The organism is Pseudomonas sp. S3_A09 (assembly GCF_054668065.1).
The window spans coordinates 929,881-943,804 of the sequence record NZ_CP162752.1; the positions used below are offsets into that span (position 1 = coordinate 929,881).

General features: G+C 49.7%; 12 protein-coding genes. 4 read left to right on the forward strand and 8 right to left on the reverse strand.

Annotated features, from left to right (window positions below; translation table 11 throughout):
* Window positions 1–23: 23 nt before the first annotated feature.
* Together AB4N92_RS04395 and AB4N92_RS04400 are read right to left on the reverse strand one after the other, a co-directional pair.
* A complete protein-coding gene (locus AB4N92_RS04395; protein ID WP_010208598.1) occupies window positions 24–1,196 on the reverse strand; it encodes an alginate O-acetyltransferase AlgX-related protein in 1,173 nt (390 codons plus the stop codon).
* A 9-nt stretch (window positions 1,197–1,205) separates the two neighbouring features.
* Window positions 1,206–2,696 (reverse strand): MBOAT family O-acyltransferase, encoded by a 1,491-nt coding sequence (locus AB4N92_RS04400; protein WP_144407269.1) that lies wholly within the window; start codon window positions 2,694–2,696, stop codon window positions 1,206–1,208.
* Between the two features lie 382 nt (window positions 2,697–3,078).
* On the opposite strand from AB4N92_RS04400, the gene AB4N92_RS04405 reads away from it, so the two are divergent.
* The 4 genes from AB4N92_RS04405 (at window position 3,079) to AB4N92_RS04420 (ending at window position 6,394) form a co-directional block, all read left to right on the forward strand.
* Window positions 3,079–3,831 (forward strand): hypothetical protein, encoded by a 753-nt coding sequence (locus AB4N92_RS04405; protein WP_010208595.1) that lies wholly within the window; start codon window positions 3,079–3,081, stop codon window positions 3,829–3,831.
* Window positions 3,832–3,847: 16 nt separating this feature from the next.
* The gene (locus AB4N92_RS04410) at window positions 3,848–4,630 is read left to right on the forward strand and encodes a PIG-L deacetylase family protein (RefSeq protein WP_080923226.1); all 783 of its coding nucleotides are present in this window, start codon (window positions 3,848–3,850) and stop codon (window positions 4,628–4,630) included.
* 430 nt (window positions 4,631–5,060) lie between these two features.
* Window positions 5,061–6,059: a glycosyltransferase family 2 protein gene (locus tag AB4N92_RS04415; RefSeq protein WP_010208593.1), complete on the forward strand. Its 999-nt coding sequence runs from the start codon at window positions 5,061–5,063 to the stop codon at window positions 6,057–6,059.
* Window positions 6,056–6,394, forward strand: a complete 339-nt coding sequence (locus AB4N92_RS04420; RefSeq protein ID WP_010208592.1) for an EamA family transporter — start codon at window positions 6,056–6,058, stop codon at window positions 6,392–6,394. The genes AB4N92_RS04415 and AB4N92_RS04420 overlap by 4 nt, the downstream gene beginning before the upstream one ends.
* A gap of 16 nt (window positions 6,395–6,410) precedes the next feature.
* On the opposite strand, the gene cysC is transcribed toward AB4N92_RS04420, so the two are convergent.
* The 6 genes from cysC to AB4N92_RS04450 form a co-directional block, all read right to left on the reverse strand.
* The gene (gene cysC / locus AB4N92_RS04425) at window positions 6,411–7,004 is read right to left on the reverse strand and encodes an adenylyl-sulfate kinase (protein WP_010208590.1); all 594 of its coding nucleotides are present in this window, start codon (window positions 7,002–7,004) and stop codon (window positions 6,411–6,413) included.
* Between the two features lie 35 nt (window positions 7,005–7,039).
* Complete coding sequence (locus AB4N92_RS04430) at window positions 7,040–8,404, reverse strand: ABC transporter ATP-binding protein (protein WP_175439675.1); 1,365 nt, start codon at window positions 8,402–8,404, stop codon at window positions 7,040–7,042.
* A complete protein-coding gene (locus AB4N92_RS04435; RefSeq protein ID WP_038453610.1) occupies window positions 8,394–9,233 on the reverse strand; it encodes an ABC transporter permease in 840 nt (279 codons plus the stop codon). The genes AB4N92_RS04430 and AB4N92_RS04435 overlap by 11 nt, the downstream gene beginning before the upstream one ends.
* A gap of 265 nt (window positions 9,234–9,498) precedes the next feature.
* Entirely contained in the window at window positions 9,499–10,950 is a 1,452-nt protein-coding gene (locus AB4N92_RS04440; RefSeq protein ID WP_010208583.1) for a hypothetical protein, read from the reverse strand.
* 28 nt (window positions 10,951–10,978) lie between these two features.
* Window positions 10,979–12,247, reverse strand: coding sequence for a hypothetical protein (locus AB4N92_RS04445; protein ID WP_010208582.1), 1,269 nt, complete (start codon window positions 12,245–12,247; stop codon window positions 10,979–10,981).
* Window positions 12,244–13,893, reverse strand: a complete 1,650-nt coding sequence (locus tag AB4N92_RS04450) for a glycosyltransferase (protein ID WP_187517046.1) — start codon at window positions 13,891–13,893, stop codon at window positions 12,244–12,246. Before AB4N92_RS04450 ends, AB4N92_RS04445 begins: the two co-directional genes overlap by 4 nt.
* Window positions 13,894–13,924 lie beyond the last annotated feature (31 nt).

Genomic DNA, 13,924 nt, shown 5'->3' on the forward strand with positions numbered 1-13,924 from the left:
ACACGCAGTTATAAACCAGCTATTCATTGAGACTCTAGGGCGGGCATCATTCCCATTGTATGCCGCGCTCCGGTCTCGATAATGACAACCGCAACGGCGTCTGGCTTGAACTGTTCAATGAGATCCGTTCGAAAAAAACCGTCTTGAACATGCGCTGTAACAATCTTATCAAAATGCTCCTTGAGGAATGGGAGCAGTTCAGTTGAAAAAGAATCCCTCAACAGAAGCAGTGTTTTTCCCGTTTTGGCATCGGTATGAAGAACTTGTGGCCCAACCCAACTATGGTTATCACTCAAAAATGTCGTCTTTTCGAGGGGATGGGTCAACATCTCGGCAAACGAAACTCGATCGTGCGGAACAGAACCTGCAATCCCAAGCATTAAGGACAAATCTCTAGCGGTCCCCACCATTGGTAGTACTACCGGTGTAAAGGCGGCCAGAGGCAATGGCTGCATATCGGTAAAGTCTACAGACATTCTGGTCATTAGCTGGTTGTAGGCAATGTAAGCACCCAACCCTGTCCAGTGTGTATCGTACTCATCATAAAGCTTTTGATTATGGCGCTCCTGGAAGATCGCTACACGCGGATCCACGATCTGATCGATCCCCGCTTCTTTGGAAGCCTTAATGATCTCATCGACCTCTGTATTGACTCTTTGTTCAGGCATCCAATAAGGTCGATTTTCGGGGTAGATATCTTCCTTTACAGGCGCCACCATGAAATAAAACTTTGCGTCCCTCTTGCTCAGGTATTCCACACGCTGGCGAAAGCCGCTGACCCAGGCATCAATATTAGGTTTATCCAGGATTAACGCGCCTGACATCTGCACCAAGTGACTGCCATCATCATAAAACAGCCAACCATTCTGACCCACAATAATCCGCTTCGAACCTGAATATCCGAGTGTGTACCGAATCAAATTCAACGTCGAAATCATGTGTGTGCGCAGTGGAAACTGGTCGATCGCAAACGCGTCCAACTTTGCTGGCAATACTGCCCAGTCAGACAGGCTTTTTGGCACTGAAGGAGCACTTGCAAGCACCCTATTTTCAGCCAGCCCAGGCTCAGGAATGTTGAACAGGGGAAACAGATGAACGACGACAACTACTGCCACTACCCCTCCTATCAACGACCACCAGTGATAGGTGCGCTTAGTCGCAGTAGACCGCTCACTACTTTCAGAAGCATAGCTCATTTACGCGCCTCAGAATCGAAAATATAAAAAGGGATTAAGCGAACTGCTGGCCAGCAAAACCACACTACAGACCAGACCGCCTACCAACAGAAACGCAGGCAGCGCATGAACATCCGCTGCATCACGACCATGCCTGCCCGGCTCAGTAGATCCATTGACGCTTGTGAACTTTAGCCGCGCACATACCCATGGAATAACCGGAAATGAAAGAACTACTCCGGCAATCAAGGCAACCACTGTTTCAGGCGTCATCCACACCATCATGGGCTGCCATTCCTGCAGCGCACTATCAAACCCAGCCATCGCTTTTAGAATAACCCAGGCCTGATCAAAGCTATCGGCTCTGAAATAGACCCATCCCACCATGACGACAAGCAATGTGTAGAGGCGTGCCAAAAAATCAGGGGCCGCTTCAAGCGCACGTTTTAAAAACACACGTTCCAATACAACGAATACGCCGTGAAACAGGCCCCAGAAAATGAAGGTCCATGCCGCACCGTGCCAGAGGCCCGTCACAAAAAATACAATCAACAGATTTCGAATGGTCGAAATCTCTCCTCCGTGGCTCCCGCCTAACGGTATATACACATAGTCCCTAAACCAGAACGAGAGAGACATATGCCAGCGCCGCCAGAACTCAGTGATCGACTTGGATGAGTATGGATAGTCAAAGTTCTTGGGGAACCTGAACCCCAACATAAAGGCAAGACCAATAGCCATATTGGAGTAACCACAAAAATCAAAATAGATCTGCACTGTATAAGCTGTTGCACCGATCCAAGCGACGGCGGATGTGACGCCTGTCGGATCAAGACTAAACAAGTGATCAGCCGCCGGCGCGACCGAGTTGGCAATCATCACTTTCTGACACAGGCCTACGATAAAATACTGAACACCCAAACCAAACTTCTCAATACCGACTGTCCGATGATGCAGCTCGTCGTTGATATCGGTATAACGAACAATCGGACCCGCCACCAGATGTGGAAACATCATTACGTATGTAGACAGCCGTATAATGCTGTTCTCTGGCTTGATCGTTTGACGGTAAACCTCTACCAGATAAGATACCAACTGAAAAATAAAAAAGGAAATCCCCAAAGGTAAGTGCATATTGAGGTGGGGAGGCTCGCTCCCCATAAGACCCGATATAATATCTACAAAAAACTGGCTATACTTAAAGACCCCCAACACCATAAGGTTTATAAAAATAAATACACCCAACGTCCACTTGCGTTGCTGCCCAGCTGCTGCGCCTATTATTTTTCCTGCACTGTAGTTAAGGGCCAACAATGCTATTAGCAATAGTAAATAAAGCCCCTCCCCCCACACATAAAATACTGCGCTCGCCGTCAGAAGCACGGCGTTCCTAACGCCTGTCAAATAATAAATCAATAAAAAAACGGGTAAAAAGTAAAAAATAAATACGACCGAGCTGAAAACCATTTCTTTTCCGTCCATAGTAAATTTTTGCGGAAATCTACCATAAAACAGCGACAACTGAACAAAATCCGCACTGCCAGACCAAGATTTATCATCACGTAGCCAAGTGGGTGGCCATCCGTTTTCTCACAATCATCAAGCAGGCCGTTTCATCGCCGTACTCAGGCGGTTTGCGCTGTGCTTAGCGCTTCACTTGGTACCGAGTCGGCTCAGGTTAAAATGCTGCTGAATTTTGCGACAGAACAGCATGCAGATCTCCCTACCGCGATGACCGACTGACCCGATCAAACGGTTTGTAGGTTTTCTTCCAACCCTTTACAATTTCCCGTTCGTGACTCGCCTACTGGCTATGCTGCTGACAAAGCAAAAAGGCAATGCACCATTCAATCAATTGTGCGCTATTAATATTTAAAGTTTTCACAAGGAGAGGGACTTATTCATGAGCAGCTTATTGGATGACGGCATTCACATAGCCGGACGCAGTGATTTCAACGACGCCTTCACTTCCCAATGGACTCGCCTCTTCCAGAGATGTTTCGGCGGCTCCGAAAGCAACGCAACGCTCGTGTTCCAAAAGTACTTGCTAAATGAGTCAAGAATTTGTTACTCCATCAAGGATGGCACCATGGTGGCCGCGTACTGCGGTCTGAAACTCAGCCATGAAGGTTCTGCTGTTTTCCTCTCTACAGATACTATGTCCGATGGAACCCAAAAAGGGTCGTCGATTATCCTTGGTAAGCGTTTATATAAATCGTTTGCAGACGATGATATTGACGTCGTTTGTGGTTACCCCAATAAGAATATTCGGAGAATTCGCGAAAAAGGCTTGGGCTGGACGCTTGATGGAAACTTGTTTTTGTATGTCGGCATACCGTTTTTCTGGCGGTTTTTTAGACAGTCAATCAAAGAAGATGGTTTATGGAAAGCCGTCAGGCCCACAGGGGGATGGTTCACGAGGAAAAAGCCTCTGCTTATCAACCTGCTCGGTCCAGATGGGTTGTACTCTTCTAATATTGGGCTGGTGATTACCCTATCCGCATATAGACCCGGCCCGTTTTTCATTAAGATTCCTGGCTTTCTTTTCGAACCGAGAAGTTTTGGATACAAATGCCTCACCGAAGACGTAGAAAGGAACACCCTGTTTCTTAAAAAAATAAAACGCCTAAATCTCGACACCATTGATATACCCTAATTTCGGGAGGCCCTGCATGAAGCCCACGTCTGTATTTTTTATGCCTCACCAAGATGATGAGTTTGGTTTATTCCATCAAATCGAACACGAGTTAGCGGCCGGCCGAAGTGTGCGTTGCATCTACGTAACCGACGGCTCCGCAACTGCTGACCCAGATCTCCGAGACCGTGAGTCTCGAGCAGTGCTGCAAAAACTGGGGGTTGCAGTGGATGATATCTTTTTTATAGGCCGGCAGCTGTCAATTACGGATGGTCAACTGCATCAGCATGTCGACGTATTTGTCGACTGGCTCGATGCGTTCCTTAATGATCACCCAACGCTTCAGGCCTGTTTCGTACCCGCCTGGGAAGGCGGACACCCTGACCACGACGTACTACATGCTATTGTCGTTGAGTTGATGAGCGCACGCGCGCAGCCAGCCACAGTCTGGCAATACCCACTCTACAATGCTCGAAATTGTCGAGGTCCGTTTTTTCGTGTGATGTCGCCGCTGCCAGAAAATGGCCCCGCTGAGCGACATCCCATTGCCTGGCGAGCGCGCTTTCGCTACATCAGACTTTGCCTCTCCTATCCGTCTCAATGGCGCAGCTGGTTAGGTTTATTTCCCTTTGTGGGAGGGCACTATTTTTATTACGGCGTTCAGTCTTTACAAGGGGTGGACCGGCATCGCTTACAACAGCCACCACATCAACAGCCTCTGTATTATGAACAACGGGGCTTTTTAGACTGGCCTACTATGTGCCTTGCAGTCGCGCAACTTCATAAAAAGTTGTCGCACCTGAATCAAGTTCATCATTAATTGCCTCTAACAGACCTAAGCTAGAGCATTTCGAGGCTCCTGTTTATCAGGTTGCTTACCCGTCCCGGATTGGCAACCTCGATAAAAATGCAGCCCCTGCACCGTCGTCCAAGCCTGCAAAATTCACTGCTCCTTCATGAACCAGCGACTCGATTATCCCTTACGAGAGATCTCCTCGTAAAATCCCCTCCAACGCCTGCAAGGTGTCAATTTTCAACAGACCAGCGCTCCGTCACAGCCACACCTTCCTCTCGACCAAATGATCAAGCACTCTGACGCCCGCTGCCATTTACAAATGAGTAGACCCTATTCTCGTTCAATCAAGCGTTGTATCAGACGACAACCAATTTAATCACACCCAACGGTTCTTCATCACAAGTGAGTATGCTAGTCTCACTTTTATTTTTTACATGAGAGATGGAGCACTCGCGTGTCAGATCAAACGACGAAAATAGCGGTTCTGATTCCCAGCTATAAAGTAAAGAGCCACATCTTAGAAGTTATTCGGTTGATCGGGCCGGAAGTTTGTAAGATCTACGTCGTTGACGACTGCTGCCCGGATGGATCAGGCGACTTCGTCATTCAACACTGCACAGACGAACGGGTAATCGTGTTGCGTAACCCTGTCAACTTGGGCGTTGGCGGTGCAGTCATGACGGGCTACCGGACCGCTATCGCAGATGGAATTGATATCATCGTCAAAATTGACGGTGATGGCCAAATGGACCCAAGCCTGATCAGTGACTTTGTATCCCCTATCATCGCAGGCAACGCCGACTACACCAAAGGCAATCGTTTTTTCAATTTGGAAAAAATATCCGAAATGCCGAAAATTCGGCTTTTCGGAAACGCTGTACTGTCATTTATGACAAAACTGTCCTCCGGCTATTGGGAACTGTTTGACCCGACAAATGGTTACACGGCTATACATAGCGAAGTAGCCAAACACCTTCCGCTTGACAAGATTAGCCAGCGCTACTTCTTTGAAACCGACATGCTATTCCGTCTTAACACATTGGGCGCTGTGGTGATCGACATCCCTATGGACGCAAAGTATGAAGATGAAGTCAGCAACCTTAAAGTGTCTAAGGTGATTGGAGAGTTTTTAATTAAGCATATTCGAAACTTTGGAAAACGTATCTTCTACAACTACTATCTCCGCGGCATGTCGCTGGCATCGATAGAGTTGCCTTTCGGTCTTATCTTGCTGACCGCCGGCTCAACGTTTGGAATTAGCCACTGGATAGAGTCGTTGCAGCAAAATGTCCCGACCCCTGCCGGCACGGTCATGCTGTCTGCACTGCCTGTTATAATCGGCTTCCAGCTTCTACTGGCCTTCATAGGCCATGATATTTCTTCTTCGCCACGGCGAGCCTTCCACGTGTTACGCAAGAAACACATACTACCTAAAAGGGACCAACGCTCATGATTTACCTGATAGCGTTTGCCTGTGTCATCGGCATTGCGACCGGACAAATCCTATTTAAACTTAGTGCCCTTTCCGTTCATCAAAGTGGCAGTTGGTTTGATACCAAAACATTGATCACCTTGTTTTCAGCTTTTGCACTGTACGGAATCACTACAATAGCCTGGATATGGGTATTGCAAAAAATTGATTTAGGCAAGGCATACCCGCTGATGGCGCTGGCATTCGTCTTAGTCCCCATAGGCAGTCACTTTGTATTTGGAGAACGCTTTCAACCACAGTATTTCGTCGGCGTAGCAATTATTATGCTAGGCATTACTGTAATCGTGAAGTCCTGAGCCCGCGCCACATTATCTACGCCAACGCGCGCTCATCCAGATAAGTCATCACCGTAGAAACCACCGTTGCTACATCATCGTTCAACGTGTTGAGGTGTATATCTGGCGCAAGAGGCGCTTCGTAGATAGAGTCGATACCGGTAAATTTCTTGATCAATCCCTTACGGGCTTTTACATAAAGCCCCTTCGGGTCACGGCGTTCGCACTCGGAAAGCGGCGCATCAATGAATATTTCCATAAATGCATCCGCACCGATAACTTCGCGCGCAAGCGCTCTATCCCGCTCGAATGGCGAGATAAACGAGGTAATCACAATCAGTCCTGCATCGACGAACAACCGTGACACTTCCGCAACACGCCGGATATTTTCTTCACGATCAGCGTCGCTGAAGCCTAGATCCCGACATAACCCTAGGCGAACATTGTCGCCGTCGATCAAGAAAGTGTGTCGACCTCGTTCAACCAAAGCAATTTCAATTGCGTTGGCAACGGTAGTTTTCCCCGCGCCACTCAGGCCGGTTAACCACAATACTAAGGGCTTCTGCCCTTTCATCGTGGCTCTGGCGTCGGCACTGACGCTAGACGCTTGAAACACCAAATTATTAACCATTAAAAAGGACTCATTAAAAGTTGATTATTCATGTGCTAAACGCTTTCACTGCTGGAGATTAGTACATCAGAAACACATTTAAAATCTATGACGCCTGTTGCTAACTGCTCAGTCACTGGCAGCACTCGGAACAAGCATGCATCCAGTAGCCGATGGAGGTATGTTTCCTCCCCGTTGACTGATCCCAACACGCCTGCATTCACAAAATACGTCCCTGGGTTCAGATTACACTCAAAGGCAAACTCAACCTGAATGATGGTTCCGGGCGATACATAGCTGACCGCGTCTTGAGGACTGGTCGCGGTGGCCGCGCCCCCCAACTCGACGCCAGCCAGTGTTTTAATCATCATGCCAAAACGCACACCGGTTGCCGCAACGGAAAAATCAGTTTTATAGGTATAGCGATAGGTTCTCCCTCGCGCCAGGCAATTAACCGGCTCGCCTGCCAGATTAACAATCTGCGGCAAATTAATGACTGCACCATGGGATTCATAGGCGAGTTCACTTTGGGATTTCAAATGGGGGTCGTAAAATTCCTCAACGTCATCCGTAGTATTCTTCGAGGAGGCGTGTGCATTCGCCCCTGCGATTGAATTCAACGTCGACAGCGATACATCCCCTTCAGCGCTCACCGCTGCACGAATACCCTCAACCTTCTCGGCAGGAGCATAAAGCAACTTTTGATATTTCCCGATTACATTCTTGGGAGCACCTTCCGTAAGCTTGTCACCATTGTCCAAAAGAATAGCGCGATCACACAGCTCAACAACGGCACTGCCGGAATGCGATACAAAGAGGATTGTCGCACCGTTGGCTTTAATCGCTTCAATTCGAGCAAAACACTTACGTTGAAACAGCTCATCGCCCACTGACAATGCTTCGTCAACGATGAGAATTTGCGGATCAACATTAATCGCCACCGCAAAAGCAAGGCGCACCATCATGCCGCTGGAATAGCTCTTGACCGGCTGATCAATAAAATTGCCTATTTCTGCGAATGCCTCGATTTGGGAAAATCGAGCGTCTGTTTCCTCCCGCGACAAGCCAAGCACTGCGGCATTCATATAGACATTTTCGCGCCCACTGAAGTCTGGATTGAACCCTGAACCTAACTCAAGTAATGCAGCTACTCGCCCAGAAGTCTGAACATCTCCAGCGGTCGGCGTTAGCGTTCCGCAAATAATTTGCAGCAAGGTAGACTTACCACTGCCATTGCGACCAATGATGCCAACGGTCTCACCTTTTCTTACAACAAAAGAAATATCACGCAGCGCCCAGAACTCTCTGAAATATTGTTTTCGTCGACCATTAAACATTTGCAGAAAGCGATCACGCGGATTGTCATAAATGTGAAAGCACTTACTAACAGCATTTACCTTTATCGCAATATCAGAGCACATCAGAAAATCCTTTTCGCATTTTCTGGAACCAGATATACCCTGCCCAGAACATCACCAGCGCGACAATAAAGTAATTAAGCAACCCCATGAAATCCGGCATTTTCCCCCAGATTAAAACATCGCGAGATTGTTCAATTATAAATGTCAGGGGGTTCGCCATGATAAGCGGTTGAAATTCCGGCGGGAGGTTTTTGACGGGAAAGAACACCGGCGCCAAAAACATCATCATGGTGGTAATAATGGCCACTGTTTGCCCGACATCCCGCAAGAAAACGCCAAGGGCTGCAAGAAACCATGCAAGTCCTAACGCAAGGACCAATAACGGAAATAGCACAAGAGGAAGAAACAGCACGTGCCAGTGAGGCACACCAATAAGTAATGTGTATGCCATTAGCCAGACCGTCAGGCTAACCAGTGCATGAAAAAGCGCCGCACAGGCGGCAACGACGGGCAAGATCTCAAGAGGAAAAACTACTTTTTTCACATAATTGACATTACCGACAATCAAGCTGGGTGCGCGATTAAGTATCTCAGCAAACAAGCCATACACGATCATACCGACAAATAGCACAACGGCGAACATCGCCTTGCTTTCCTCGCCGCCACTCTCCGCTATCCCCCAGCGTGAACGAAATACAACAGAAAAGACAAAGGTGTACACCGCGAGCATTAGTAAGGGATTGAGAAACGACCACCCCAAACCAAGGAATGATCCCTTATAGCGACCGATCACCTCTCGCCTTGTCATTTGAGCAATAAGCTGGCGATTCACCCACAAACTACGTAGCAGTGATCCAATCGTAATCGGTTGGGGGGCATGAGGATTCATGGCCTACCTCTCACGTCGCCCTGCAGATCGTATTCCATATAGGTATTGATAATGGCTCTCCTCAAACCTGACGTTTAACCTTTCCGAGCGGAGCTTGGATAGGCCGTCTTGGGGTCACACGTATAAGACAGCCTATGGCCGAGATTAAAAGACCCAGTGATTTGACAAAACCGCTGGGCGGGCTGCTCAGCGATGAGAAACCGAATTGATATTCATCTTAGGCAGACTTGGACGTTTGAATGCACAGTGCGTTGCCATCGGTTTGTCATTCACCCTCCGCGACTCTCTTTTCACCGGCACCGAACAACAGGATCAAGCCCAACATCATGACTAACGGTATCGTCGCAAATAAATACCTGAAATCCGAAGCAATGCTCGTCGGTAGAAAGGACCCGTACATCAAGACTGTGGCCAGTGCAATCACGCCACCAATCGCTTTAACTGGCCCCGGAGAAATCTTGAGCGCGCCCACAGCCACAATCACTATAAGCGACAACATCCAGAAAGCGTGACGGTAAATCGGCCAACTGAAAAAAGACACGGCCATGTCATAAACTACTTGAGCTCTTGACGTGGTTCCTGGCCTCACATGGGCTGCAGTCAGGTACTCAGGGTTGCCTTCAACTCCGACAAAGACCGGCAGAGTGCCATTTAGTCCTCGTAGCCCCAGCAAAGTCGCGTAGGTCGTTAAACGGTGCTCCAAATAGGCGCCCGGATTTTGCTTCACCATCACCCACCATTCATGCCGGAGCGTTTCGCTGGGTATGGAAGCGAACCAAGCACGAACAACCGGATTCAGATCAAGAAAGTCAATCCTGGCCGGGTCGTAGGCGGACTTGATTGCAGAAAGCTGCTCTTGCGTCACAGGGAGTGCCATCTCGGCAGGGGGAAGCTTTGAGTTACTGACAATGCCGGCAAGATCAAACTGTATGATGCTGCGAAAGCCCACAGAACTGGCGCGATCACCGGCGCCTTTCACCGACGATGCGACCTGGTGCTGAATGCCCAGAACAACACTCACGAATAAAACAATGATCACTGACGAAGCCAGAACTTTCTTAGTCGGCCTGAAGGAATAAACGGCGACCATAAGTGACAGTAAGAGGATCGGTGCCATGAAAACCCCTTGCTGACGAGCCTGGTATCCGGCAGCTAGCAAGACTATCGACAAGCCGATACAGCAATAACGACGCAGAGGCGAACCTACGGTTGCCGCGATCGCAAATGCACACGCCGCTGTTAACAATGACGCGAAAAGCACATCTTTCCAGACAATTCCCACATAAATGAAAACAATCGGATTCATGATCAGCAAGAACGCAATAACGACCCGCCATGTAGGGATAGTATTAAGGCCTTGAGCAGCGCGCACTTGCAGCATTGTTAAGGTGACAACGGCAAAGGCCCCATAAAGAAGAACCGAATTGATCATCACAAACAACGCAGCCGAAAGCTCCCCACCCCCCATCCACCTGAGCAGGGCCGACATGAACGGCGGCCCCCAACTTACGGACTGCCCGAGGCTGGCTTCGTAAAGTTGGATGCTCGTGTCCATCGACATCTGCCCCGGGGCATGTATCGCAATGGCAGCGCATGCAAGAACGAAGGTGAGCAAAACAACGAGGCGGCTCACAGGGCTCGAATTGACAGTCACCAGCGCAGACAACTTGCTTTGACTTGTCACGGCGCGCCGTTGGTTAACATCTATAATTGACATTGCGTCCAGTCCTGTTCAGCGGGCAGAATCATCGGGAAATACGCTTCATGATTCCTGGAACACCTTCCGTGCGAAGCACTTCCCACGCACGCTTGGCCAACAACACTCCGTGACGAGGGTCGTCCAGTACTTGACCCAAATGCTCACGCACACGGCTGGAACTGAAGACAACCGGTACCCCACCTGCTTGATAACCCGGCGTCAACGCAGACGTCACCCGAAGCATCTCCGCTGCAGAAGTGGCTGGATCAAAAAGTGCCGGGAACTCCACACGCCCCTGGGATTCCCACCACGCGAGGTAACCGCCGCCTTCGGTTGCAAAAGGATCAGGAAAGGTTTGCTGCAGGTCCAGTCGCTCTCGATAAATGAGGCGTGCAGCCTTGGGAATAGCAGTACCGTCTGCAAAACGAGAGAACGCCCACGGCACTTGGCTTAAAGGATCCTTGCCCAGGTCAGCAATAGTCTCCGTATACCAATTGATCAACGCATGTGCCGTTGGCTGGTTAGCTGCGTTTTTCCACGCCATGGTCCGATGCGCACCACTGTCAAACCCTGTGAAGTGATAGAAGCCGAGAGGCTGTCCATCCACCATGACGTTATCCGGTAATTCACCTGTAATTTGTCGAGTCGTAATGTTCCACGGGGCGACGTTCAGACGCGAAGTTCGCAGGATGCATACACCCTCGAAAAAAGCCGGTACCAGATCGATCCAGCGCTGATCAGTAAACAAGCCGTTGTGAATTTCAGCGCGGCAGAAATAATAAAGACGGTCTGACCACCATCTCGCGAACTGTTTACCTATTTCCGTTGGCGCAACGGCAAGGAAGCCCAGGTTATAAATGCCGTGTTTCAGGCTGGAGATCTCGTTATCCATAATGGCGGCTAACGTTGGCTCTGGAGTGACCTGGTGAGGCGTCAGAGCGATATTTGAATGCTGGATAGCTTCCAGCACATCATGCAGAGGTGAAAACAGTACAGTATCTGGATCAAGGTAGATGACCCCGGCACAATCTGGACGATCAAGCAGTCGTGCCAGGAGGAACGGCTTGATGGCTGTCGATAACTCTACGATCGTGTGACAAAACGCCCAGCCATTTGCATTCGGAATATCCAGGCTGCTGATCGGGTGAATTTCATCAAACGGCTCTGCGGAAAGATCCAGACCGGCGGGCACTTCATCCGACAGAGCCAAATGCACGACCCAATCAGGATGGAATTTTTTGATCGACTCTACCAATGCTCGAACTTTCGGAATGTAGTTACAGGCGGCACTGGTGTAAACGTGTATTTTTTTCAAGAAATGACCTTAATACTTAAAGGGTGAAGAGAACGCTCAAAAGCCAGGATATCCTCAAGCAAGCTTGGGCCATCCTGCCGCGTCGCGATATAGCCGGTTTCAAGACTGCGAACCAGGTCAGCTTGAGCCCCCAGGTCCAGGCAGATCAGCGGTAGCTTCATCGACAGTATTTCATGCGCGACAAATGAGAATGTTTCAGGGCAAATTGAAGGCAGAAAAGCCATGCTGATGCCATGCTTTTCAACGATTTTGGGTAAATCGTCTTGTGCATAGGGGCCTGTTTCTTTCACCACTTCCGGGTGGCATGGCGCGTCGACACTTCCCACGACGACGATTCGCACCGGCGCGCCCACTTGATGAATCGCCGCCGCCAGATCTTGCAGGATGCCTGCGCCCTTGTGGTGGGAGATCGAACCTATTACTCCAATCGTCAGATACTTTCGCGGCGGCGCGGGGACGCTAACTTCGCGAAGGGGCTCCACATAATGAGGAAAGAGCTTCGCGCGTCCCCCGATCCCCGGGTAGGCACGCTCAAGTAACGTACAAGAAGATTGTGAAAAGCAGCGAATTTCGTCGGCCGCATCCAGCAGCTCTCCCCACATTTCACGCCAACGTACGATCGAGCGCTCCCCCGTTAGGGAGACGAATCCGTCCGGATGATTGCTCAAACAGGCATTGCAGCGCGACACAGACGGTATGCCGCAATATTGCCCACCATCGTCGAGCAGGAAATGCGAAGGGCAAACAAGGAAGTACTCATGTATGGCCACGATCAGGCTGGCATTGGTCCGTTGCTTCAACGCCAGCATGAACGTTCTAAGGCTTTGCGGATGCGGAAAAGATACGGCGCAGTTGAAAAACACTTGCTTAAGATCCATGCGCACCAGCAACTCGACAAAGCTGTCCAAGCTGGGCAATTGGCATGAATAGGTTCCGCTGCGGTCTCGTACTTCCACAAAAGTCTGCATGGAAGAAACGCGAAAACTAAGCAATATCACGGTATCGCCCGAGGATCGCCAATCAGTAACCACGCGCTCGCGAAACAGATTGGCTCCGCCTCCCATCGAATGATCGATCACCAGGCGGCATGGGCGGTTTTTCAGACGTGCCGCGAGAGCAGTCTCGTCAGAGTTCACCAGCGTAGGGTTTCGCCCACGATATCGAAGGCACTTTCTGACCAGCGTCTTGATACTTCCTCGACGCAGATAGGCCCAGGCTCGCTTAGCGAGATACAGACTCTGCGACACTTCAGTACTTTGCACTGCGTCGTGTGCTGGCAAAGCAAGCTCATGACGAGCTATCACGCCAGCGCGCATTTCAAAAACGAGTTCACACCTTTCGGGCGCTTCAGCTCCCCACCCGGCGATTACCATATAACCAGAGTTGGCCGCCTGGGCATTACCAGGGAACGCTGCGGCAACGTCTTCCCGCGACCGGCCCAAAGATACTGCAACGCGCTCAAGCCGCCCACCCGCAAAATGCATATGAAGGTAGGCCTGAACAATTACATGTTCATGATCCAGAGCCCATCCGAATCCGAACAGGCCATTGGGATGGCGTACGAGATGGTCTGTCTGACAGATTAACGTTGTCGATAGTACTTCTTGGGTGCTGCCATACTGCAGGCTGGGATCAACTACATCCATGTATATCGGTTCCACTATCAACTCACTACCA